This window comes from Streptomyces fructofermentans (assembly GCF_014651055.1).
In the GTDB taxonomy this organism is placed as follows: Bacteria; Actinomycetota; Actinomycetes; order Streptomycetales; family Streptomycetaceae; genus Streptomyces; species Streptomyces fructofermentans.
On the sequence record NZ_BMWD01000018.1, the window covers coordinates 1 to 22,122 of the forward strand.

Consider the following 22,122-nt stretch of genomic DNA (forward strand, 5'->3'; position numbering starts at 1 on the left):
GCGGTACTCGTTCGACTCGGCGATCGGGCTGGCGTTGATGATCGCGGTCGGTCCGGAGCGCTTCCGGGAGATGCTGGAGGGGTTCCGTCTGGTCGACGAGCACTTCCGGACGGCGCCGGCCGAGGAGAACGTGCCGTTGCTGATGGGCCTGCTGGGGGTGTGGTACGGGAACTTCTTCGACGCGCAGTCGCACGCGGTGCTGCCGTACTCGCACTACCTGTCGCGGTTCACGGCGTATCTGCAGCAGCTCGACATGGAGTCCAACGGCAAGTCGGTGGACCGTCAGGGGCGGGCGGTGGAGTGGCAGACCGGGCCGGTGGTGTGGGGCACGCCGGGCACCAACGGGCAGCACGCCTACTACCAGTTGATCCATCAGGGCACGAAGGTGGTGCCGGCCGACTTCATCGGTTTCGCGAACCCCGTCGGTGAGCTGGCGCCGGGACTCGCGGCCCAGCACGACCTGCTGATGGCGAACTTCTTCGCGCAGACCCAGGCGCTGGCCTTCGGCAGGACCGCGGAGGAGGTACGGGCCGAGGGGGTGCCGCAGGACCTGGTGGCGCACCGGACGTTCGCGGGCAACCGTCCCACGACCACGATCCTCGCCCCCGAGCTGACCCCGTCCGTCCTGGGCCAGTTGATCGCCCTCTACGAGCACAAGGTGTTCGTCCAGGGCGCCATCTGGGACATCGACTCCTTCGACCAGTGGGGCGTCGAACTCGGCAAGGTCCTCGCCAAACGCATCGAACCCGCCCTCACCGACGGCACCACCGTACCCGGACTCGACCCCTCCACCACCGCCCTCGTCGCCACCTACCGGGAGCTGCGCGGCCGCTGACGGAACGCGTGAGCGGGAGGCGTGAACGGAACACGTGAACGGGAGGCGGGCGGCTCGCACCGCCCGCCTCCCACACGTCCCCCGCGGGCCCGGGGGTCACGCGGCCCAGGACCGGGGGAGCGGTGCATCGGCCGACCGGCCCGCCGACCCACCCGCTGCGCATGTCGGACCGGCCCGGCAGGTCAAGGTCCGCGCCGCCGGGAGCCGCCGGGAACGCCGAGGACGGCGGGGGCGGATCTCCGCCCCCGCCGTCGTCTCACGGGGAAGCCGGCGGGTACAGCGAGCGCGGCAGACCCGAAGCCGCGGCCGAGTCCAGCAGCCACAGCGTGCGGGAGCGCCCGTACGCGCCGGCTGCCGGGGCCTGGACCTCGCCCGCGCCCGACAGGGCGATGGCCACGGCCTGGGCCTTGTCCTCGCCCGCCGCCAGCAGCCACACCTCACGCGCCGCGCGGATCGCGGGCAGGGTCAGGGTGACGCGGGTCGGCGGCGGCTTCGGCGCGCCGTGCACGCCGACGACCGTGCGCTGCGTCTCACGGACCGCGGGCAGCTCAGGGAAGAGCGACGCCACGTGGGTGTCCGGTCCGACGCCCAGCATCAGCACGTCGAAGGACGGGACCGGGCCGTGGTTCTCCGGCCCGGCGGCCTCGGCGAGCTCGGCCGCGTAGGCCTCGGCCGCCTCGTCAGCGTCCGATCCGTGCGGCCCGTCCGACGCGGGCATGGCGTGCACGCGCTTCGGGTCCACCGGCACCGCGTCGAGCAGCGCGGCGCGGGCCTGGGTGACGTTGCGCTCCGGGTCGCCCTCGGGCAGGAACCGCTCGTCGCCCCACCACAGGTCCAGCCGGCTCCAGTCGACGGCGTCCCGCGCCGGGGCCGCCGCGAGCGCGGCCAGCAGGCCGTTGCCGTTGCGGCCGCCGGTCAGGACGACCGACGCGGAACCGCGCGAGGCCTGCGCGTCCACGATCTTCGTGATCAGCCGGGCCGCGGCCGCCTGGGCCATCAGCTCCTTGTCGCGGTGGACGACGAGCTGCGGGGTGTTCACGAGGAGTCCGCCTTCTTGACCGGGGGCATCTGCGCCGGGGACGGCCGCGACGCGTCCCCCTCGGCCGCCGGCTCCGGAACCTTCCGTACCGGCAGGGGGCCGGTGGCCGGCGGGGGCGCCTCGGTCCGCCGCGCGGCCGCGTGGCTTCCGCCGAGGCGGTCCACGCCGAACCGCAGCGCGGACGCGTAGGTGTCGTCCGGGTCGAGCCTGCGCAGCTCCTCCGCGAGCAGCTCGGACGTCTCGCGGCGCTTGAGGGCGACCGCGCGGTCCGGCTGCCCGGGCAGCGCCAGGGTGGCCATCGCCCCGTCCGACCGGTGCAGGGTGATGGGCCCGCCGGTCGTCTCCAGGCGGACCTGGGTCAGACCGGGACCGGCGGACACGGCACGCCGTACGTGCACGTGGAGCCGGTCGGCGAGCCACATGGCGAGCAGCTCGACGCTCGGGTTGGACTCCTCGCCCGCCACCTCGGCGGAGATCACCTCGCAGCTGATCTGGTCGAGGGCCGCGGCCAGCATGGAGCGCCACGGGGTGATCCGGGCCCATGCCAGGTCGGTGTCGCCCGGCTCGTAGTTGTCCGTGCGGGCCCTCAGCTCGTCGGCGGGCTTCTCCGCCGAGTAGCTGTCGGTGACGCGGCGCTGGGCCAGCGCGCCCAGCGGATCGCTGGCCGGGTCGTCCGGGGCGTTCACCGGCCACCAGACGACGACGGGCGCGTCCGGCAGGAGCAGGGGGAGCGCGACGGACTGCGCGTGGTCCACGACCTCGCCGTACAGGCGCAGGATGACCGTCTCGCCGCTGCCCGCGTCCGCGCCGACCCGCACCTCGGCGTCGAGGCGCGACTGCGTGCGGTCGCGGGGCGACCGCGAGACGCGCTTGACCACCACGAGGGTGCGCGAGGGGTGCTCGCGGGAGGCGTCGTTGGCGGCCTTGAGCGCGTCGTAGGCGTTCTCCTCGTCGGTGACGATGACGAGGGTGAGGACCATGCCGACGGCCGGGGTGCCGATGGCCCTGCGCCCCCGTACGAGCGCCTTGTTGATCTTGCTGGCCGTGGTGTCCGTGAGGTCCGTCTTCATGGGCGACGCCAGCTCCGTCCGTCTCGTTCGAGCATTTCGTCCGCCTCGACGGGGCCCCACGTTCCCGAGGGGTACTGCGCGGGCTTGCCGTGCCGGTCCCAGTACTCCTCGATCGGGTCGAGGATCTTCCAGGACAGCTCGACCTCCTCGGTGCGGGGGAAGAGGTTCGAGTCGCCGAGGAGCACGTCGAGGATCAGCCGCTCGTACGCCTCGGGGCTGGACTCGGTGAACGACTCGCCGTACGCGAAGTCCATCGACACGTCCCGGATCTCCATGGAGGTGCCGGGCACCTTGGAGCCGAAGCGGACGGTGATGCCCTCGTCGGGCTGGACGCGGAAGACGATCGCGTTCTGCCCGAGCTCCTCCGTCGCCGTGTGGTCGAAGGGGGAGTGCGGGGCGCGCTGGAAGACGACCGCGATCTCCGTGACGCGGCGGCCCAGGCGCTTGCCGGTGCGCAGGTAGAAGGGGACGCCCGCCCAGCGGCGGTTGTCGACCTCCAGCTTGATCGCCGCGTAGGTGTCGGTCTTCGACTTGGGGTCGATCCCGTCTTCCTGGAGATAGCCGACGGCCTTCTCGCCGCCCTGCCAGCCCGCCGCGTACTGCCCGCGGACCGTGTTGGCGCCGAGGTCCTTCGGCAGTTTCACCGCGCCGAGGACCTTGGTCTTCTCGGCGGCGAGCGCGTCCGCGTCGAAGGAGGAGGGCTCCTCCATGGCCGTGAGGGCCATGAGCTGGAGCAGGTGGTTCTGGATGACGTCACGGGCCGCGCCGATGCCGTCGTAGTACCCGGCCCGGCCGCCGATGCCGATGTCCTCGGCCATCGTGATCTGTACGTGGTCCACATAGGACCGGTTCCAGATCGGCTCGAACATCTGGTTGGCGAAGCGGAGCGCCAGGATGTTCTGGACGGTCTCCTTGCCCAGGTAGTGGTCGATGCGGAAGACCTGGTCCGGGGCGAAGACCTCGTGGACGATCGCGTTGAGTTCCTCGGCCGACGCCAGGTTGTGGCCGAAGGGCTTCTCGATGACCGCGCGCCGCCAGGAGCCGTTCGACTGGTCGGCCAGGCCGTGCTTCTTCAGCTGCTGGATGACCACGGGGAACGAGGACGGCGGCACGGAGAGGTAGAACGCGAAGTTGCCGCCCGTGCCCTGCGCCTTGTCCAGTTCGCCGATCGTCTCGCGGAGCCGCTCGAACGCGTCGTCGTCGTCGAAGGTGCCCTGGACGAAGCGCATCCCCTGGATGAGCTGCTGCCAGACCTCCTCGCGGAACGGGGTGCGGGCGTGCTCCTTGACCGCGTCGTGGACCTCCTGGGCGAAGTCCTCGTCCGCCCATTCGCGGCGGGCGAAGCCGACGAGCGAGAAGCCCGGGGGCAGCAGACCGCGGTTGGCGAGGTCATAAACAGCAGGCATGAGCTTTTTACGGGACAAATCGCCCGTGACCCCGAAGATGACGAGGCCCGACGGCCCCGCGATACGCGGGAGCCGTCGGTCCGCCGGGTCACGCAGCGGATTGCTGCTTGACAAGATTTCAGCCCTCCGAGGGGGCGAGGCGCCGGAGCTCCGCCTCGGTCGACTTGAGCAGGTCGTTCCAGGACGCCTCGAACTTCTCGACGCCCTCGTCCTCCAGGAGCTGGACCACGTCGTCGTACGAGATCCCGAGCTTCTCGACCGCGTCGAGCTCGGCGCGGGACTGCTCGTACGTGCCGGCGACGGTGTTGCCGGTGATCCGACCGTGGTCCTCGGCGGCGACCAGGGTCGCCTCCGGCATGGTGTTCACCGTGTTCGGCGCGACCAGGTCGTCGACGTACAGGGTGTCCTTGTAGGCCGGGTCCTTGACGCCCGTCGAGGCCCACAGCGCGCGCTGCTTGTTGGCCTGCGCCTTGTCCAGGGCCAGCCAGCGGTCCGAGGAGAAGACCTCCTCGTACGCCTCGTAGGCGAGCCGCGCGTTGGCCAGGCCGGCCTTGCCGCGGGCGTCCTTGGCCTCGGGGGTGCCCAGGGCGTCCAGCCGCTTGTCGATCTCGGTGTCCACGCGGGACACGAAGAAGGACGCCACGGAGTGGATCTTGGAGAGGTCGAGGCCCGCGGCGTGCGCCTTCTCCAGACCCGCCAGGTAGGCGTCCATGACCTCGCGGTAGCGCTCCAGCGAGAAGATCAGCGTGACGTTGACGCTGATGCCCCGGCCGATCGTCTCGGTGATCGCGGGCAGTCCGGCCCGGGTCGCCGGGATCTTGATGAGCGTGTTCGGCCGGTCGACGAGCCAGGCGAGCTGCTTCGCCTCGGCGATCGTCGCCGCGGTGTTGTGCGCCAGGCGCGGGTCGACCTCGATCGAGACGCGGCCGTCCTGGCCCTGCGTCGCGTCGAAGACCGGACGCAGGATGTCGGCGGCGTCACGGACGTCCGCCGTCGTGATCATGCGGATGGCCTCTTCGACGGTGACCTTGCGCGCGGCGAGGTCGGCGAGCTGCTGCTCGTAGCCGTCGCCGCTGCTGATCGCCTTCTGGAAGATCGACGGGTTGGTGGTGACGCCCACGACGTGCTGCTGGTCGATCAGTTCGGCGAGGTTGCCGGACGTGATCCGCTTGCGCGACAGGTCGTCCAGCCAGATCGCGACGCCTTCCTCGGAGAGGCGCTTCAGTGCGTCTGTCATGGAAATTGCATCTCCTACGTGTCGTATGTCGGCGTCAGCGCTGAGCCGCGGCGAGCGATTCCCGGGCGGCGGTGGCGACGTTCTCGGCGGTGAAGCCGAACTCGCGGAACAGGACCTTGGCGTCGGCGGAGGCGCCGAAGTGCTCCAGGGAGACGATGCGGCCCGCGTCCCCGACGTACCGGTGCCAGGTCAGACCGATGCCCGCCTCGACCGCGACGCGCGCCCGAACGGAGGGCGGCAGCACCGAGTCCCGGTACCCCTGGTCCTGCTCCTCGAACCACTCCACGCACGGCATGGACACGACGCGCGTCGGCACGCCCTCGGCCTGGAGCCGCTCGCGGGCCTCCACGGCCACGTGGACCTCGGAACCGGTGGCGATCAGGACGACCTGCGGCGCGCCGCCGTCGGCCTCGAAGAGCACGTATCCGCCCTTCGCCGTGTCGGCGTTGGGCTCGTACGTGGGAACGCCCTGGCGGGTCAGCGCCAGGCCGTGCGGGGCGCCCTTGCCGAAGACCTTGGTCCAGCGCCTGAGGATCTCGGCCCAGGCGATGGCGGTCTCGTTGGCGTCGGCGGGGCGTACGACGTTGAGGCCGGGGATGGCGCGGAGCGCGGCGAGGTGTTCGACGGGCTGGTGGGTGGGTCCGTCCTCGCCGAGGCCGATGGAGTCGTGGGTCCACACGTACGTCACCGGCAGGTGCATCAGGGCGGACAGGCGTACGGCGTTGCGCATGTAGTCGGAGAACACCAGGAAGGTGCCGCCGTAGATGCGGGTGTTGCCGTGCAGGGCGATGCCGTTCATCTCCGCGGCCATGGCGTGCTCGCGGATGCCGAAGTGGATCGTGCGCCCGTACGGGTCGGCCTCCGGGAGCGGGTTGTCCGCGGGGAGGAAGGAGGAGGTCTTGTCGATGGTGGTGTTGTTGGAGCCGGCGAGGTCGGCGGAGCCGCCCCACAGCTCCGGGATCACCGCGCCGAGCGCCTGGAGCACCTTCCCGGACGCGGCACGGGTGGCGACACCCTTGCCCGCCTCGAAGAGGGGGAGCTTCTCCTCCCAGCCGGTGGGCAGGGCGCCCGCGGCGACGCGGTCGAACTCGGCCGCGTGCTCGGGGCTGGCGGTGCGCCAGGCGGCGAAGCCCTTCTCCCACTCGGCCTTCGCCTGGGCGCCGCGGTCCAGGGCCAGCCTGGTGTGGGCGATGACCTCGTCGGCGACCTCGAAGGACTGCTCGGGGTCGAAGCCCAGCACGCGCTTGGTGGCCGCGACCTCGTCGTCGCCGAGCGCCGAGCCGTGCGCGGCCTCGGTGTTCTGCGCGTTCGGGGCGGGCCAGGCGATGATCGAGCGCATCGCGATGAACGACGGCCGGTCGGTGACGGCCTTCGCCGCCTCGATGGCCGCGTACAGGGCCGCCGGGTCCAGGTCGCCGTTGGGCTTGGGCTCCACGCGCTGGACGTGCCAGCCGTAGGCCTCGTACCGCTTGGCGGTGTCCTCGGAGACGGCCGTCTCGGTGTCGCCCTCGATCGAGATGTGGTTGTCGTCCCACAGCAGGATCAGGTTGCCGAGCCGCTGGTGGCCGGCGAGGGAGGACGCCTCGGCCGAGATGCCCTCCTGGAGGCAGCCGTCGCCGGCGATCGCGTAGACGAAGTGGTCGAACGGCGAGGTTCCGGGGGCCGCCTGCGGGTCGAACAGGCCCCGCTCGTAGCGGGCGGCCATCGCCATGCCCACCGCGTTCGCCACACCCTGGCCCAGCGGCCCGGTCGTGGTCTCCACACCGGGCGTGTGCCCGTACTCAGGGTGCCCGGGAGTCCGCGAACCCCAGGTCCTGAAGGACTTCAGGTCGTCCAGCTCCAGACCGAAACCGGCCAGGTAGAGCTGGATGTAGAGCGTCAGGGACGAATGCCCCGCGGACAGTACGAACCGGTCGCGGCCCGTCCAGTCGGGATCCGCCGGGTCGTGCCGCATCACCTTCTGGAAGAGGGTGTAGGCCGCGGGCGCCAGGCTCATCGCCGTACCCGGATGGCCGTTGCCGACCTTCTGTACGGCATCGGCGGCCAGAACGCGGGCGGTGTCCACAGCCCGCTGGTCCAACTCGGTCCACTCGAGGTCTGTTGTGGTCGGCTTGGTGCTCACCCTGGGTCAGGGCTCCTCTCCACATGTTCCACATGTCGAATGCCGGTGCACGTCGCGCCCACCGGCCGTTGTCGAGCCTACCCCCGTAGGAACGCGCATTTTTTCGAGTCATTCCAGACTGCCGGGACTCTCCCTCTTCCGCCTCCCGACCGGCGCGTTCCGTATTCGGCAAGTGAATACGGAGCCGCTCATCCGACTGCTCAATCCGATGCCGATCAGTCCCGCGGCGGGCACCTTTCAACACGAGCGGACCCCCGCGAAGGTCGGGGTCTGGGCAACGTCTACAGTGGCGTGGTACGCGCGAGCCTTTACCCGGAGTTCACACCGGAGGCTTGCTGGGATGTCTCTGTCAGGGGTGTGCGTGACGGCCGTTGAATCCCGTCCTGCGGGAGTGCTCAAGGCGAGCCAGAGCACGAACCACCGGCCGTTCGGGGCCCGGATCAAGGCGTTCGTCGCTCTTACCAAGCCGCGGATCATCGAGCTTCTGCTGATCACCACCGTTCCGGTGATGTTCCTGGCCGAGCAGGGTGTGCCGGATCTCTGGCTGGTCCTCGCGACCTGCGTGGGCGGATACCTCTCCGCGGGCGGCGCCAACGCGCTCAACATGTACATCGACCGGGACATCGACGCGCTGATGGACCGTACGTCGCAGCGGCCGCTGGTCACCGGCATGGTCTCGCCGCGCGAGGGACTCGTCTTCGGCCTCACGCTGGCCGCGGTCTCCACGCTCTGGTTCGGTCTGCTCGTCAACTGGCTGTCCGCGTGGCTGTCGCTCGGTGCGCTCCTCTTCTACGTGGTCGTCTACACGATGATCCTCAAACGGCGTACCGCGCAGAACATCGTCTGGGGCGGCATCGCGGGCTGCATGCCGGTGCTGATCGGCTGGTCGGCGGTCACGGACTCCATGTCGTGGGCCGCCGTCATCCTCTTCCTCGTCATCTTCTTCTGGACGCCGCCGCACTACTGGCCGCTCTCCATGAAGGTGAAGGAGGACTACGCGCGCGTGGGCGTTCCGATGCTTCCCGTCGTCGCCTCCAACCAGGTCGTCGCCCGGCAGATCGTCCTCTACAGCTGGGTGATGGTCGCGGTCTCGCTGCTGCTCACCCCGCTCGGCTACACGGGGTGGTTCTACACCTCCGTCGCCCTGGTCACCGGCGGTTGGTGGCTCTGGGAGGCGCACGCCCTGCAGACCCGCGCGAAGGACGGCGCCGTGGGCGCCAAGCTCAAGGAGATGCGGCTCTTCCACTGGTCCATCACGTATGTGTCGCTGCTGTTCGTCGCGGTGGCCGTGGACCCGTTCCTGCGCTGACCACGACACGCGCCCGCGGCCCCGGGCCGTGCGCGCCGCCCGTGCCCCGCGGGGCACGGGCGCGTGGGCAACACCACGCACCCCGGCCGTCGCCGTCCGCGCTACCCGTCGGTAGCATCCTGGCCATGGCAGACACCCAGCAGGTTGACGAGGCCGCGGACCCCAAGCCGGACGCCAGGGCGGAGCGCCGCGCGGCGCGGCTCGCCAAGCGGATCGAGGGCTTCGCCCGGTCCCACGGCGGGGCCGAGGGCCACATCGCGTACATCGGCCAGGCGGGCGCCCGTGTCGTCCTCGTCGGCGAGGACGGCGAGTGGGGCGACGTGGTGGCCCGGACGTACGCCATCGCCGAGCAGGCCGTGAAGAAGTCCGGCATCACCGTCCACGAGTCCTTCGACGGGGAGTTCGCGAACAAGGTCAGGACCGGACCGTACGAGTGGACCCGCATGGCGGGTATCCAGATCGGCGGCCCGAGCAACCCGGGCAACGGCTGACCCCGGCCGCGGGCGCGTCGCCGCCCCGTCCGGCGCGTCCCGTCCCGCGCGGTTCGTTCGCACGGGGTGTGAGGAAGCAACACCTGACGCCCGGTTCACCCGTTAGGTCCTGAAGAGACAGGATCCAGTCGCGGGGGAGTCCGGATGATCGAAACGCCGTCGCTGGTGGACCAGTACTGCCACGGCGTCCTGCGCACGGAGCTGGGCCTCGGCACGTTCGAGGCCCACCTCGCCAGGGGCGAGGGTCCGCCCGCGCCCGGCACCACCTTCTTCGACACCCAGACGGGTTTCGCGGTACGGCGCTGGTGCCCGCCCCTGCTCGGTCTGGAACCGCACTGCCCGCCGGCCCACTACCTGGCGAGACGCCGTGAGCTCGGCGTCCTGGAGTCGGGCCGCCGGCTGCTGCGCGGCAGCGGGATCACGACCTACCTCGTCGACACCGGACTGCCGGGCGACCTGACGGGACCCGGCGAGATGGCCTCCACCGGAGCGGCCGGGGCGCACGAGATCGTCCGGCTGGAACTGCTCGCCGAGCAGGTCGCCGACACCTCGGGCACCGTCGAGTCCTTCCTGGCCAACCTCGCCGAGTCGGTGCACGGGGCGGCCGTGAACGCCGTCGCGTTCACCTCGGTCGCGGGCGTACGGGACGGGCTGGCGCTCGCTCCCGAGCCGCCCGGCCCCGGGGAGGTGCGGGGAGCGGCCGGCCGGTGGCTGGCGGGTCGCCGGGTCGGGGGCCCGCTGAGCGACCCGGTGCTGCTCCGGCACCTGCTGTGGATCGCGGTCGCCTCCGGCCTGCCGCTCCAGCTGCACGCCGGCCTCGGCGAGCCGGCTCTGCGCGTCGACCGTACGGACCCCGTGCTGATCACCGGCTTCGCCCGGGCCACGGCGGGCCTCGGCACCGACCTGATCCTGCTGCACGGCTACCCGTACCACCGCCACGCGGCGCAGCTCGCCGGGGTGTTCCCGCATGTGTACGCGGACCTGGGCGCCGCCCTGGTCCGGACGGGGGCCCGCGCGTCCGCCGTGCTGTCGGAGATCCTCGAACTCGCCCCGTTCGGCAAGCTCCTCTTCTCCAGCGGGGCGCAGGGGCTGCCGGAGCTGCACGTGGTCGGCGCGCGGCTGTTCCGGGACGCGCTGGCCCGGGTGCTCGGCACCTGGGTGGCCGAGGGCGCGTGGTCGCTGAGCGACGCGCAGCGCGTGGCGGGGCTGGTCGCGGCGGGGAACGCGCGCCGGGTGTACGGGGTCGACTGAGCTGTCCACACTGTGTGCATGACACACAGTGACGCGACCGGCCGGCTGCTGAAGCGCTTCCTGGCCGAACTGCGGGACGAGGACCCCGTCGCCGTCTGGGCGCACGGCTCGCTGGGCGGGGACGACTACCAGGAGGGCCGCAGCGACCTGGACCTCATCGCGGTCCTGGACGGCCCGGTCACGGCGGGCACGGCGTGGCGGCTCGCGCGGCTGCACGCCCGCCTGCGCGGCGAACCGCTCGTCGGCAAACTGCACTGCAGCTATCTGACGCCCGCGACGGCGGCGGACGCGCCGGGGCGGCGGCACCTCACATGGGCGCACCGGCGCCTGCTCGCGCGGCCGGTCACCCCGGTGACCCGGCGCGAGCTGCACACTTCCGGGGTGGTCCTGCTGGGAGCGGGGCCCGAGGGGCTGGTGCCGCCGGTGACGGACCGCGAACTCGCCCGGCACATCGTGCGCGACCAGCGCGACTACTGGCGGCGGCACGTGGACCGGGCGGCCGACTGGACCCAGGACATCTGGGTGGACATGGGCCTGGTCACGTTCGCCCGGGCCACCGTCACCCTGGAGGACGGCCGGCTCGTCACCAAGCGGGAGGCACTCGACCTGCTGCCCGGGCTCGGGGCGCCCGCCGAGGTCGTGGAGGACGTCCGGAAGCGGCGGTACGGGAGCCCGCCGGCCGTGTCCGGCGAGTGGGCGGCCAGGCGGGGAGCGCTGACCCGGGACTTCCTGGGACCGGCGATCGACCGCCTCGTGGCGGCGCACGCCGGACTCGCCCGGGACTGAGGTCCTGCACACCGGCGGGCCCGGGGGCGGTTCAGGCGCGGCTGAGCGCGGACTCCGTCGACTGGCCGGGCAGCTCCGGCGCGGCGTCCGGCCGCTCCCGCAGGGACAGCAGGACGCGCAGCGTGGCGATCCATACGAGGCACGAGCCGAACATGTGCACGCCGACCAGGACCTCCGGCAGGTCGGTGAAGTACTGGACGTACCCGACGGCGCCCTGTCCGACCAGCACGAGGAACAGGTCACGAGTGCGGCGCAGGGGCCCCTTCGGGGCGTCGACGGCCTTCAGCACGAACCACAGCGCGAAGGTCAGCGTCACCACGATCCAGGCCAGCACGGCGTGCAGCTTGGTGATGTCCTCCCAGTCCAGCGGGATGCGCTCGACCTCGCTCGAGTCGCCCGCGTGCGGGCCGGCGCCGGTCACGACCGTGCCCACGGCGATCAGCAGGACGGTGACGGCGACCAGGATCCACACCATCTGCGCGACCGGCTTGCCGACCAGCGGACGCGGCGGCGCGTCACCCTCACGGGTGCGCTGCCACATCACCGCGGCGACGGCGATCAGGGCGGTGGAGAGCAGGAAGTGCGCGGCGACGGTGTACGGGTTCAGGCCCACGAGGACGACGACCCCGCCGAGGACCGCGTTGCCCATGACGACCCAGAACTGCGCCCAGCCGAGCCGGGTGAGGCTGCGGCGGTACGGCTTCTGCGAGCGCGCGGCGACGATCGCCCAGCCGACGGCGGCGCACAGCACGTACGTGAGCATGCGGTTGCCGAACTCGATGACGCCGTGCACGCCCATCGCGCTCGTGGTGGTGAGCGAGTCGTCGGTGCACTTGGGCCAGGTCGGGCAGCCGAGGCCCGAGCCGGTCAGCCGTACGGCGCCACCGGTGACGACGATGAGGACCGCCGCCAGGAGCGCGGCGAGAGCGGCCCGGCGGACCGTCCGGGGCGACGGGGTCCAGCGGGCGGCGATGAAGGCGAGCGGGTTGCGCACGGCTTGGGCGGTGTCGGCTCGGGTCACGTTTGGCACGGCAACCATCGTAGGGGGCTGCTTGTGCACGCTTTCACGAGGGCCCTCCCCCGAGCCGCGGCATCACTCCCGGCCACCGGGGTGTCACCGCGGGCCACGGCAGGCGCCCGCGGACACCCGCGGAAGACCACGGACGCCCACGGAAGACCTGAGGCGACCCCGGAGCACCCGGGTGTCACTCCCAGCGGAAGAACCGGCCCGCCGCGGCGAGCGCCACGACGGCCCACACGGCGAGGATGCCGAGGTTGCCCCACGGGACGCCCGCGCCGTGCTGGAGCACGTCCCGCAGGCCCTCCGAGAGGGCGGTGATCGGCAGCAGGCCGAGGACGTCCTGGGCGGCCTGCGGGAACTTGTCCAGCGGGACGACCACGCCGCCGCCGACGAGCAGCAGCAGGAAGACGAGGTTGGCCGCCGCCAGCGTGGCCTCCGCCCGCAGGGTGCCCGCCATCAGCAGCCCGAGGCCCGAGAAGGCCGCAGTGCCGAGGACCAGCAGAAGCAGCACGGCCAGCGGGCTGCCGTGCGGCGACCAGCCGAGGGCGAGGGCGATCACGGTGACCAGGAGCACCTGGAGGATCTCGGTGACCAGGACGGACAGCGTCTTGGCGGTCATCAGGCCCCAGCGGGGCAGCGGGGAGGCGGCGAGCCGCTTGAGCACCCCGTACCGGCGCTCGAAGCCCGTCGCGATCGCCTGGCCCGTGAAGGCCGTCGACATGACGGCGAGAGCGAGGATGCCGGGCGCCAGGAAGTCCACCGCCCTGCCCTCGCCCGTGTCGACGATGTCCACGGCGCCGAACAGGACCAGGAGCAGTGTCGGGATGACGACGGTCAGCAGGAGCTGCTCGCCGTTGCGCAGGAGCATCCTCGTCTCCAGCGCGGCCTGGGTCGCGATCATGCGGGGGAGCGGGGCCGCTCCGGGCCTCGGGGCGTACGCGCCGGTGGCGGTCATCCGCGCAGCTCCTTGCCGGTGAGTTCCAGGAAGACGTCCTCCAGGGTGTGCCGTTCCACCGAGATCCTCTCCGGCATCACGCCGTGCTGGGCGCACCAGGTCGTGACGGTCGCGAGCAGTTGCGGGTCGACCTTGCCGCCGACCCGGTAGGCGCCCGGCGTCAGCTCGTCCGCCGTGCAGTCCGCGGGCAGGGCCTTCAGCAGCGAGGCCAGGTCGAGCCCGGGCCGGCCGGAGAAGCGCAGGGTGTTCTCCGCGCCCCCGCGGCACAGCTCCTCCGGCGGGCCCTGGGCGACGACACGGCCCGCGTCGATGATCGCCACGTCGTCGGCGAGCTGTTCCGCCTCGTCCATGTGGTGCGTGGTGAGGATCACCGAGACGCCGTCGGCGCGCAGGTCGCGCACCAGGTCCCAGGTGGCCCGGCGGGCCTGCGGGTCCAGGCCGGCGGTCGGCTCGTCGAGGAAGACCAGCTCGGGGCGGCCGACGACGGCCATGGCGAGCGCGAGGCGCTGCTGCTGGCCGCCGGACAGCCGCCGGTACGTCGTACGGCCGCAGCTCCCGAGCCCGAGGCGCTCGATCAGCGCGTCCACGTCCAGCGGGTGGGCGTGCAGCCGGGCGACGTGCCGCAGCATCTCGTCCGCGCGGGCCCCCGAGTAGACACCGCCGGACTGGAGCATCACACCGACGCGCGGACGCAGGGCCGAGGCCTCGCGCACCGGGTCCAGACCCAGCACCCGTACCGTCCCGGAGTGCGCCCTGCGGTATCCCTCGCAGGTCTCGACCGTGGTCGTCTTGCCGGCGCCGTTGGGTCCGAGCACGGCCGTGACACCCGCTCCGGCCACCAGGTCCAGGCCGTCCACGGCGGTCTTGGCGCCGTACCTCATCACCAGGTTCTCGACCCGGACGACGGGCTCACTTCGCATGGTCGGCCTCACTTCGCATGAGCGCCAAGTCTAGGGACGGCGCGACGGCCGTCCGAGGGCGGGTGGGGTCACGGGCGGCGTGAGGCGGGGGCGTCCTCGCCGATCAGGTCCTCGCGCGAGCGGTGCACGGGCAGCCACCGCCGGGCGTACGCCACGGCGTCGGCCAGCGGGAACAGCCGCGCGTCCGCCGCGCCCACCCGGCCGCGGACCACGGGGCGGTCGCGCTCGAAGTCCGCGCCCAGTTCGTCGAACCGCTCCGAGTCGATGGAGACCTCCGTCACGACCTCCCAGCGGGAGCCCTCGGGGGAGCGGACCGGCCTGCCCACCTCGACGCGCGGCGAGGGGATGCGGTACTCGGCCAGGTGGAAGCCGGTGCAGGAGTCGTAGCCCGCGCCGAGCAGCAGCACCCGCGCGCCCAGCTCCTCCAGGCGGGCCAGGGGACTGGCCTCGCCCAGCCGGCAGTCCGGGGCGTGCCCCTCGACGACCGCGGCCGCGCGCGGGCCGACGGCGGCGAACGAGGTCTGCGGATGCGCGCTGCGCAGCGCGCCCGGCCAGGTGCGCACGGTCTCCGGGACGACGCCCACCCCGCGGGTGGGTGTCACGAGCGGGTCGTAGGCGGGCATCGTGGCGCGGATCGTCGCCCACCACGCCTCGGGGGCGGGCGGGCGCCGCCACAGCGCGGGGTCGCTGAGGTGGCCCGTCTGGGTCGGGACCACCAGGGTTCCGTCGGGGCCGAGGGCGTCGAGCAGCGCCAGGACGACGGCGACGGCGCCGCCGTTGACCCAGCCGAGGGAACTCAGCGACGAGTGCGCGAGGAGCGTCTCGCCGGGGCGCACGCCGAGCGCGCGCAGGTCCGCGGCGAGGCCCGCGCGGGTGACGAGGGGGCCGGTCGGAAGGGGTTCGGGCATGGTGCGGCAGTCTGCTGGAGAAGCCGGTCCGGCGCCACCCGATTGATCGATCAAAGATCATTTGCGCAGGTCAGCTTAGGTTTACCTAAGTGATGCAGCGCACCGTCGGGTCCGACGGGCGCGGCTTGTCAGTCTCTGAGGAATTACGCAACAATGGCGTTGTGAAAAACGTTGGCGAGGCTCCGCAGGAGGAACTCGCGACCGGTGAGCGCTCGACGCGCAACCGTGTCGCGCGGTCGATCCTGGACCACGGCCCCTCGACCGTCGCCGATCTGGCGGCACGGCTGGGCCTCACCCAGGCCGCCGTGCGGCGCCATCTCGACGCCCTCGTCTCCGACGACGTGGTCGAGCCCCGCGAACAGCGCGTCTACGGCGCGCGCACCCGCGGGCGGCCCGCCAAGGTGTTCGCCCTGACCGACTGCGGCCGGGACGCCTTCGACCAGTCCTACGACAAGCTCGCCGCGGACGCCCTGCGCTGGATCGCCTCGCGCGAGGGCGGCGAGGACGCCGTCGTCGCCTTCGCCCGCGCCAGGATGGCCGTCCAGGCCGACGCCTACCGCAAGGCCGTGGAGGGCGCGGCCCCCGAGAAGCGCGCCGAAGCCCTGGCCAAGGCCCTGAGTGCGGACGGGTACGCTGCTACGGCTCGCAGCGCGCCGGTCGGCGAGCAGCTCTGCCAGCACCACTGCCCGGTCGCCCACGTCGCCGAGCAGTTCCCCCAGCTGTGCGAGGCGGAGACCGAGATCTTTTCCCAGCTGCTCGGCACGCACGTCCAGCGGCTGGCCACCATCGCCCACGGAGACGGCGTCTGCACGACGTTCATCCCCGCGGCGGCACACCAGACCACCGAGAACGAATCCGCAAGCACGGCCGGGAGGAACCCCGCATGACGCTCCCCACGGAGACTGCCCATCCTGAGCTCGAAGGCCTGGGCAAGTACGAATACGGCTGGGCCGACTCCGACACGGCCGGCGCCTCGGCGAAGCGCGGCATCAACGAGGACGTCGTCCGGGACATCTCCTCGAAGAAGAGCGAGCCGGAGTGGATGACCAAGCTCCGCCTCAAGGGCCTGCGCCTCTTCGAGAAGAAGCCCATGCCGAACTGGGGCTCGGACCTGTCGGGCATCGACTTCGACAACATCAAGTACTTCGTGCGCTCCACGGAGAAGCAGGCGGAGTCCTGGGAGGACCTGCCCGAGGACATCAAGAACACGTACGACAGGCTCGGCATCCCCGAGGCGGAGAAGCAGCGCCTCGTCGCCGGTGTCGCGGCCCAGTACGAGTCCGAGGTCGTCTACCACCAGATCCGCGAGGACCTGGAGGAGCAGGGCGTCATCTTCCTGGACACCGACACGGCCCTGAAGGAGCACCCGGAGCTCTTCAAGGAGTACTTCGGCACGGTCATCCCGGTCGGCGACAACAAGTTCGCGTCGCTGAACACCGCGGTGTGGTCCGGCGGCTCCTTCATCTACGTGCCGAAGGGCGTGCACGTCGAGATCCCGCTCCAGGCCTACTTCCGTATCAACACGGAGAACATGGGCCAGTTCGAGCGGACGCTGATCATCGTCGACGAGGACGCCTACGTCCACTACGTCGAGGGCTGCACGGCGCCGATCTACAAGTCGGACTCCCTGCACTCCGCGGTGGTCGAGATCATCGTGAAGAAGGGCGCCCGCTGCCGCTACACGACCATCCAGAACTGGTCGAACAACGTCTACAACCTGGTCACCAAGCGCGCCGTGGCGTACGAGGGCGCGACCATGGAGTGGATCGACGGCAACATCGGCTCCAAGGTCACCATGAAGTACCCGGCCGTCTACCTGATGGGCGAGCACGCCAAGGGCGAGACCCTCTCCATCGCCTTCGCGGGCGAGGGCCAGCACCAGGACGCCGGCTCCAAGATGGTCCACATGGCGCCGAACACGTCGTCCAACATCGTGTCGAAGTCCGTGGCGCGCGGCGGCGGCCGTACGTCCTACCGCGGTCTCGTCGAGATCGGCGAGGGCGCCCACGGCTCCAAGTCGAACGTGCTGTGCGACGCGCTGCTCGTCGACACCATCTCCCGCTCCGACACGTACCCCTACGTGGACGTCCGCGAGGACGACGTGTCCATGGGCCACGAGGCGACCGTCTCCAAGGTCTCGGACGACCAGCTCTTCTACCTGATGAGCCGCGGCATGACCGAGTTCGAGGCGATGGCGATGATCGTGCGCGGCTTCGTCGAGCCCATCGCCAAGGAGCTGCCCATGGAGTACGCCCTGGAGCTCAACCGGCTGATCGAGCTGCAGATGGAAGGCGCGGTCGGCTGACCCCGCCTCCGGAAGCCCGAAGATTTCTGACGTAGGAAGAGAGCACAACGACAGCCATGGCTGAGGCTCAGAACATCCCGGTCGGGTCCACCACCGCCGGCCAGATCGCGGTGGCCGCAGAGTCGACCGTCGCCACGCGCATGAGCGCGCCCCCGTCCTTCGACGTGGCGGACTTCCCCGTCCCCCACGGCCGCGAGGAGGAGTGGCGGTTCACGCCGCTGGAGCGGCTGCGGGGCCTGCACGACGGCACCGCGGTCGTCACCGGCGACGGTGTGAGCGTCGAGATCGAGGCGCCCGAGGGCGTCACGGTCGAGACCGTCGGACGCGACGACGCCCGGCTCGGCACCGCGGGCACCCCCGTGGACCGCGTCGCCGCCCAGGCCTACTCGGCGTTCGAGAAGGCCGGTGTCATCACCGTCCCCAAGGAGACGGTGCTCACCGAGCCGATCCGCATCGCCGTACGCGGCCAGGGCGGGACCTCCTACGGCCACCAGGTCATCGAACTGGGAGCCTTCGCCGAAGCCGTCGTCGTCATCGACCACACCGGTGACGCCGTGCTCGCCGCCAACGTCGACTACGTCCTCGGCGACGGCGCCAAGCTCACCGTCGTCTCCGTCCAGGACTGGGACGACAAGGCCGTCCACGTCGCCCAGCACAACGCGCTGATCGGCCGCGACGCCACCTTCAAGTCCGTCGTGGTCACCTTCGGCGGCGACCTCGTACGACTGCACCCCCGCGTCGCGTACGCCGGCACGGGCGGCGAGGCCGAGCTGTTCGGCCTCTACTTCACCGACGCCGGCCAGCACCAGGAGCACCGCCTCCTGGTCGACCACAACGTCCCGCACTGCAAGTCGAACGTCGTCTACAAGGGCGCGCTCCAGGGCGAGAGCGCCCACGCGGTGTGGATCGGCGACGTCCTCATCGAGGCCAAGGCCGAGGGCACGGACACGTACGAGATGAACCGCAACCTGGTTCTGACCGACGGTGCCCGCGTCGACTCCGTGCCGAACCTCGAGATCGAGACCGGCGAGATCGTGGGCGCGGGACACGCCAGCGCCACCGGCCGCTTCGATGACGAGCAGCTCTTCTACCTGATGGCCCGCGGCATCCCGGCCGACGAGGCCCGCCGACTGGTCGTCCGGGGCTTCTTCGCCGAACTCGTCCAGCAGATCGGTGTCGCCGACCTCCAGGAACGGCTCCTCGTACGGATCGACGAGGAGCTGGAGGCGTCGGTCTGATGGCTGACTCTCCCACGTACCTGCGCGCCTGCGGGCTGGACGAGCTGGAGGAGGACACCCCGAAACGGGTGGAACTCGACGGCACGCCGGTCTCGGTCGTCCGTACCGAGGGGGAGGTGTTCGCGATCCACGACATCTGCTCGCACGCGAACGTCTCGCTCTCCGAGGGCGAGGTGGAGGACTGTCAGATCGAGTGCTGGCTGCACGGCTCCGCGTTCGACCTCCGCACCGGCAAGCCGTCCGGCCTCCCCGCGACGCGACCCGTACCCGTATATCCCGTAAAGATCGAAGGGGGCAGCGTCCTTGTCGACGTAGGCGCCTCCCTCAACCAGGAGTCCTGAGGAACCCATGGCAACGCTTGAAATCCACGACCTGCACGTCACCGTCGAGGCCGACAACGCCACGAAGGAGATCCTCAAGGGCGTCGACCTGACCGTGAAGCAGGGCGAGACGCACGCCATCATGGGCCCCAACGGCTCCGGCAAGTCGACCCTCGCCTACTCGCTCGCGGGCCACCCGAAGTACACGATCACCGGTGGCACCGTCACCCTCGACGGCGAGGACGTCCTCGAGATGTCCGTCGACGAGCGCGCCCGCGCGGGCCTGTTCCTGGCGATGCAGTACCCGGTCGAGATCCCCGGCGTCTCGGTCTCCAACTTCCTGCGCACCTCCGCCACGGCCGTCCGCGGCGAGGCCCCCAAGCTGCGTACCTGGGTGAAGGAGGTCCGGGAGGCCATGGAGCGCCTCAACATGGACCCGGCCTTCGCCGAGCGCAACGTCAACGAGGGCTTCTCCGGCGGTGAGAAGAAGCGCCACGAGATCCTCCAGCTGGAGCTCCTCAAGCCGAAGATCGCGATCCTCGACGAGACCGACTCCGGCCTGGACGTCGACGCCCTGCGCGTCGTCTCCGAGGGCGTCAACCGCGTCCGCGAGGGCGGCGAGGTGGGCACCCTGCTGATCACCCACTACACGCGCATCCTGCGCTACATCAAGCCCGACTTCGTCCACGTCTTCTCCGCGGGCCGGATCGTCGAGTCCGGCGGCGCCGAGCTCGCCGACAAGCTGGAGAACGAGGGCTACGAGGCTTACACGAAGGGTGGCGTATCCGCGTGACACAGCTGCCGGGCCTCCTCGACACCGAGGCGATCCGCAAGGACTTCCCCATCCTGGACCGGCAGGTCCACGACGGCAAGAAGCTCGTGTACCTGGACAACGCGGCGACGTCGCAGAAGCCGCGCCAGGTGCTGGACGCTCTCAGTGGCTACTACGAGCGCTACAACGCCAACGTCCACCGCGGTGTGCATGTGCTCGCGGAGGAGGCCACGGCGCTGTACGAGGGCGCGCGCGACAAGGTCGCGGCGTTCATCAACGCGCCGAGCCGCGACGAGGTGATCTTCACGAAGAACGCCTCCGAGTCGCTCAACCTCGTGGCCAACATGCTCGGCTGGGCCGACGAGCCCTACCGGGTGGACCACGAGACCGAGATCGTCATCACGGAGATGGAGCACCACTCCAACATCGTCCCGTGGCAGCTGCTGTCGCAGCGCACGGGCGCGAAGCTGAAGTGGTTCGGCCTCACCGACGACGGCCGGCTCGACCTGTCCAACATCGACGAGATCATCACGGAGAAGACGAAGATCGTCTCCTTCGTGCTGGTGTCGAACATCCTCGGCACGGTCAACCCGGTCGAGGCGATAGTGCGCCGTGCGCAGGAGGTCGGCGCTCTGGTCTGCATCGACGCCTCGCAGGCCGCGCCGCACATGCCGCTCGACGTACAGGCCCTGCAGGCCGACTTCGTGGCCTTCACCGGCCACAAGATGTGCGGCCCGACGGGCATCGGGGTGCTGTGGGGACGCCAGGAGCTCCTGGAGGACCTGCCCCCGTTCCTCGGCGGCGGCGAGATGATCGAGACGGTGTCGATGCACTCGTCGACGTACGCCCCGGCGCCCCACAAGTTCGAGGCGGGCACCCCGCCGATCGCGCAGGCGGTCGGTCTGGGCGCGGCGATCGACTACCTGAACTCGATCGGCATGGACAAGATCCTCGCCCACGAGCACGCCCTCACCGAGTACGCGGTGAAGCGGTTCGCGGAGGTGCCCGGTCTGCGGATCATCGGCCCCACCACGGCCGAGGACCGCGGCGCGGCGATCTCCTTCACACTCGGCGACATCCACCCGCACGACGTGGGCCAGGTCCTCGACGAGCAGGGCATCGCGGTCCGCGTCGGCCACCACTGCGCGCGGCCGGTCTGCCTGCGGTACGGAATTCCCGCGACCACGCGGGCGTCGTTCTATCTGTACTCCACGCCGGCCGAGATCGACGCACTGGTCGACGGGCTGGAGCACGTACGGAACTTCTTCGGCTGAGGGATTGGCGAGCGATCGCATGAAGCTGGATTCGATGTACCAGGAAGTCATCCTGGACCACTACAAGCACCCGCACGGGCGCGGTCTGCGGGATGGCGATGCCGAGGTGCACCACGTCAACCCGACGTGCGGCGACGAGATCACCCTGCGGGTGAAGTACGACGGCACGACGGTCAGTGACGTCTCGTACGAGGGCCAGGGCTGCTCCATCAGCCAGGCCTCGGCCTCCGTGCTCAACGAACTGCTGGTCGGCAAGGAGATCGCCGAGGCGCAGAAGATCCAGGAGACCTTCCTGGAGCTGATGCAGTCCAAGGGCCGGATCGAGCCGGACGACGCCATGGAGGAGGTGCTGGAGGACGCGATCGCGTTCGCCGGTGTCTCCAAGTACCCCGCCCGTGTGAAGTGCGCGCTGCTGAGCTGGATGGCGTGGAAGGACGCGACGGCCCAGGCCCTGGGCGCGGCCGACGCCGAAAGGAAGACGGCATGAGCGAGACCATCGAGATGAAGCCGGCCTCGGAGGAAGAGGTCCGCGAGGCCCTGTACGACGTCGTCGACCCCGAACTGGGCATCGACGTCGTCAACCTCGGACTCATCTACGGGATCCACATCGACGACGCGAACATCGCGACGATCGACATGACCCTGACGTCGGCGGCGTGCCCGCTCACCGACGTCATCGAGGACCAGGCCAAGTCCGCCACGGACGGCATCGTCAACGAACTCCGCATCAACTGGGTGTGGATGCCGCCGTGGGGCCCGGACAAGATCACGGACGACGGCCGTGAGCAGCTTCGGGCGCTGGGCTTCAACGTCTGAGCCCACGGCTCCCCGATCTCCCCGTGTACGTGGAAGCGGCCCCCGGC

General features: G+C 70.9%; 22 protein-coding genes. 13 read left to right on the plus strand and 9 right to left on the minus strand.

Going from position 1 to position 22,122, the window contains the following annotated elements; all coding sequences use genetic code 11:
• A partial coding sequence (locus IE265_RS23270; protein WP_506005201.1) for a phosphoglucose isomerase-related protein occupies positions 1–835 on the plus strand: 835 nt, incomplete at its 5' end.
• A 256-nt stretch (positions 836–1,091) separates the two neighbouring features.
• Here IE265_RS23270 and pgl read toward each other — a convergent pair.
• From pgl to tkt, 5 genes are read right to left on the minus strand one after another with little or no spacing between them, the layout of a single operon-like run.
• A complete protein-coding gene (gene pgl / locus IE265_RS23275; RefSeq protein ID WP_190037596.1) occupies positions 1,092–1,874 on the minus strand; it encodes a 6-phosphogluconolactonase in 783 nt (260 codons plus the stop codon).
• A complete protein-coding gene (gene opcA / locus IE265_RS23280; protein ID WP_190037597.1) occupies positions 1,871–2,944 on the minus strand; it encodes a glucose-6-phosphate dehydrogenase assembly protein OpcA in 1,074 nt (357 codons plus the stop codon). The genes pgl and opcA overlap by 4 nt, the downstream gene beginning before the upstream one ends.
• The gene (zwf, locus tag IE265_RS23285; RefSeq protein WP_190037598.1) at positions 2,941–4,464 is read right to left on the minus strand and encodes a glucose-6-phosphate dehydrogenase; all 1,524 of its coding nucleotides are present in this window, start codon (positions 4,462–4,464) and stop codon (positions 2,941–2,943) included. Before zwf ends, opcA begins: the two co-directional genes overlap by 4 nt.
• Positions 4,465–4,468: 4 nt before the next feature.
• Positions 4,469–5,587: a transaldolase gene (gene tal / locus IE265_RS23290; RefSeq protein WP_190037599.1), complete on the minus strand. Its 1,119-nt coding sequence runs from the start codon at positions 5,585–5,587 to the stop codon at positions 4,469–4,471.
• Between the two features lie 34 nt (positions 5,588–5,621).
• Positions 5,622–7,709, minus strand: coding sequence for a transketolase (gene tkt, locus IE265_RS23295; protein ID WP_190037600.1), 2,088 nt, complete (start codon positions 7,707–7,709; stop codon positions 5,622–5,624).
• Between the two features lie 361 nt (positions 7,710–8,070).
• Here tkt and IE265_RS23300 point away from each other — a divergent pair, with 361 nt between their 5' ends.
• The 4 genes from IE265_RS23300 to IE265_RS23315 all read left to right on the plus strand — a co-directional run bounded on the left by IE265_RS23300 (position 8,071) and on the right by IE265_RS23315 (position 11,546).
• Positions 8,071–9,018, plus strand: a complete 948-nt coding sequence (locus IE265_RS23300) for a heme o synthase (protein ID WP_190037601.1) — start codon at positions 8,071–8,073, stop codon at positions 9,016–9,018.
• Positions 9,019–9,143: 125 nt separating this feature from the next.
• Entirely contained in the window at positions 9,144–9,509 is a 366-nt protein-coding gene (locus IE265_RS23305) for a hypothetical protein (protein WP_190037602.1), read from the plus strand.
• 144 nt (positions 9,510–9,653) lie between these two features.
• On the plus strand, positions 9,654–10,760 hold the full coding sequence (locus tag IE265_RS23310; RefSeq protein ID WP_190037603.1) for an amidohydrolase family protein: 1,107 nt from the start codon (positions 9,654–9,656) through the stop codon (positions 10,758–10,760).
• Between the two features lie 18 nt (positions 10,761–10,778).
• A complete protein-coding gene (locus tag IE265_RS23315; RefSeq protein ID WP_190037604.1) occupies positions 10,779–11,546 on the plus strand; it encodes a nucleotidyltransferase domain-containing protein in 768 nt (255 codons plus the stop codon).
• Positions 11,547–11,577: 31 nt separating this feature from the next.
• On the opposite strand, the gene IE265_RS23320 is transcribed toward IE265_RS23315, so the two are convergent.
• The 4 genes from IE265_RS23320 to IE265_RS23335 form a co-directional block, all read right to left on the minus strand.
• The gene (locus tag IE265_RS23320; RefSeq protein ID WP_190037605.1) at positions 11,578–12,585 is read right to left on the minus strand and encodes a COX15/CtaA family protein; all 1,008 of its coding nucleotides are present in this window, start codon (positions 12,583–12,585) and stop codon (positions 11,578–11,580) included.
• Between the two features lie 166 nt (positions 12,586–12,751).
• Positions 12,752–13,522 carry an ABC transporter permease gene (locus IE265_RS23325; protein WP_190037606.1) on the minus strand — a complete coding sequence of 257 codons (771 nt, stop codon included), beginning with the start codon at positions 13,520–13,522 and terminating at the stop codon, positions 12,752–12,754.
• Positions 13,519–14,442 carry an ABC transporter ATP-binding protein gene (locus IE265_RS23330; protein WP_190037607.1) on the minus strand — a complete coding sequence of 308 codons (924 nt, stop codon included), beginning with the start codon at positions 14,440–14,442 and terminating at the stop codon, positions 13,519–13,521. The genes IE265_RS23325 and IE265_RS23330 overlap by 4 nt, the downstream gene beginning before the upstream one ends.
• A gap of 68 nt (positions 14,443–14,510) precedes the next feature.
• Positions 14,511–15,350 carry an AAC(3) family N-acetyltransferase gene (locus IE265_RS23335; protein ID WP_190037608.1) on the minus strand — a complete coding sequence of 280 codons (840 nt, stop codon included), beginning with the start codon at positions 15,348–15,350 and terminating at the stop codon, positions 14,511–14,513.
• 161 nt (positions 15,351–15,511) lie between these two features.
• Here IE265_RS23335 and IE265_RS23340 point away from each other — a divergent pair, with 161 nt between their 5' ends.
• From IE265_RS23340 to IE265_RS23375, 8 genes are read left to right on the plus strand one after another with little or no spacing between them, the layout of a single operon-like run.
• Positions 15,512–16,237, plus strand: a complete 726-nt coding sequence (locus IE265_RS23340) for a helix-turn-helix transcriptional regulator (protein WP_190037609.1) — start codon at positions 15,512–15,514, stop codon at positions 16,235–16,237.
• Entirely contained in the window at positions 16,234–17,655 is a 1,422-nt protein-coding gene (sufB, locus tag IE265_RS23345; RefSeq protein WP_190037610.1) for a Fe-S cluster assembly protein SufB, read from the plus strand. The genes IE265_RS23340 and sufB overlap by 4 nt, the downstream gene beginning before the upstream one ends.
• A 56-nt stretch (positions 17,656–17,711) precedes the next feature.
• Positions 17,712–18,893 carry a Fe-S cluster assembly protein SufD gene (gene sufD, locus IE265_RS23350; RefSeq protein WP_190037611.1) on the plus strand — a complete coding sequence of 394 codons (1,182 nt, stop codon included), beginning with the start codon at positions 17,712–17,714 and terminating at the stop codon, positions 18,891–18,893.
• A complete protein-coding gene (locus tag IE265_RS23355) occupies positions 18,893–19,234 on the plus strand; it encodes a non-heme iron oxygenase ferredoxin subunit (RefSeq protein ID WP_190037612.1) in 342 nt (113 codons plus the stop codon). The genes sufD and IE265_RS23355 overlap by 1 nt, the downstream gene beginning before the upstream one ends.
• Positions 19,235–19,241: 7 nt before the next feature.
• Positions 19,242–20,006, plus strand: a complete 765-nt coding sequence (sufC, locus tag IE265_RS23360; protein ID WP_190037613.1) for a Fe-S cluster assembly ATPase SufC — start codon at positions 19,242–19,244, stop codon at positions 20,004–20,006.
• The gene (locus IE265_RS23365; RefSeq protein ID WP_190037614.1) at positions 20,003–21,259 is read left to right on the plus strand and encodes a cysteine desulfurase; all 1,257 of its coding nucleotides are present in this window, start codon (positions 20,003–20,005) and stop codon (positions 21,257–21,259) included. Before sufC ends, IE265_RS23365 begins: the two co-directional genes overlap by 4 nt.
• Before the next feature lie 19 nt (positions 21,260–21,278).
• On the plus strand, positions 21,279–21,746 hold the full coding sequence (gene sufU, locus IE265_RS23370) for a Fe-S cluster assembly sulfur transfer protein SufU (protein WP_190037615.1): 468 nt from the start codon (positions 21,279–21,281) through the stop codon (positions 21,744–21,746).
• Positions 21,743–22,075 carry a metal-sulfur cluster assembly factor gene (locus tag IE265_RS23375; protein WP_030039960.1) on the plus strand — a complete coding sequence of 111 codons (333 nt, stop codon included), beginning with the start codon at positions 21,743–21,745 and terminating at the stop codon, positions 22,073–22,075. The genes sufU and IE265_RS23375 overlap by 4 nt, the downstream gene beginning before the upstream one ends.
• The last annotated feature ends 47 nt before the right edge of the window (positions 22,076–22,122 follow it).

Excerpts from the sequence above, each read along its gene's own strand:
- sufD (WP_190037611.1), top strand. The coding sequence starts at position 17,712 with ATGGCTGAGGCTCAGAACATCCCGGTCGGGTCCACCACCGCCGGCCAG.
- IE265_RS23315 (WP_190037604.1), top strand. The coding sequence starts at position 10,779 with ATGACACACAGTGACGCGACCGGCCGGCTGCTGAAGCGCTTCCTGGCC.
- IE265_RS23355 (WP_190037612.1), top strand. The coding sequence starts at position 18,893 with ATGGCTGACTCTCCCACGTACCTGCGCGCCTGCGGGCTGGACGAGCTG.
- IE265_RS23310 (WP_190037603.1), top strand. The coding sequence starts at position 9,654 with ATGATCGAAACGCCGTCGCTGGTGGACCAGTACTGCCACGGCGTCCTG.
- IE265_RS23320 (WP_190037605.1), bottom strand. The coding sequence starts at position 12,585 with ATGGTTGCCGTGCCAAACGTGACCCGAGCCGACACCGCCCAAGCCGTG.
- IE265_RS23335 (WP_190037608.1), bottom strand. The coding sequence starts at position 15,350 with ATGCCCGAACCCCTTCCGACCGGCCCCCTCGTCACCCGCGCGGGCCTC.
- IE265_RS23325 (WP_190037606.1), bottom strand. The coding sequence starts at position 13,522 with ATGACCGCCACCGGCGCGTACGCCCCGAGGCCCGGAGCGGCCCCGCTC.
- opcA (WP_190037597.1), bottom strand. The coding sequence starts at position 2,944 with ATGAAGACGGACCTCACGGACACCACGGCCAGCAAGATCAACAAGGCG.
- IE265_RS23330 (WP_190037607.1), bottom strand. The coding sequence starts at position 14,442 with ATGCGAAGTGAGCCCGTCGTCCGGGTCGAGAACCTGGTGATGAGGTAC.
- sufU (WP_190037615.1), top strand. The coding sequence starts at position 21,279 with ATGAAGCTGGATTCGATGTACCAGGAAGTCATCCTGGACCACTACAAG.
- sufC (WP_190037613.1), top strand. The coding sequence starts at position 19,242 with ATGGCAACGCTTGAAATCCACGACCTGCACGTCACCGTCGAGGCCGAC.
- tal (WP_190037599.1), bottom strand. The coding sequence starts at position 5,587 with ATGACAGACGCACTGAAGCGCCTCTCCGAGGAAGGCGTCGCGATCTGG.
- IE265_RS23305 (WP_190037602.1), top strand. The coding sequence starts at position 9,144 with ATGGCAGACACCCAGCAGGTTGACGAGGCCGCGGACCCCAAGCCGGAC.
- sufB (WP_190037610.1), top strand. The coding sequence starts at position 16,234 with ATGACGCTCCCCACGGAGACTGCCCATCCTGAGCTCGAAGGCCTGGGC.
- IE265_RS23375 (WP_030039960.1), top strand. The coding sequence starts at position 21,743 with ATGAGCGAGACCATCGAGATGAAGCCGGCCTCGGAGGAAGAGGTCCGC.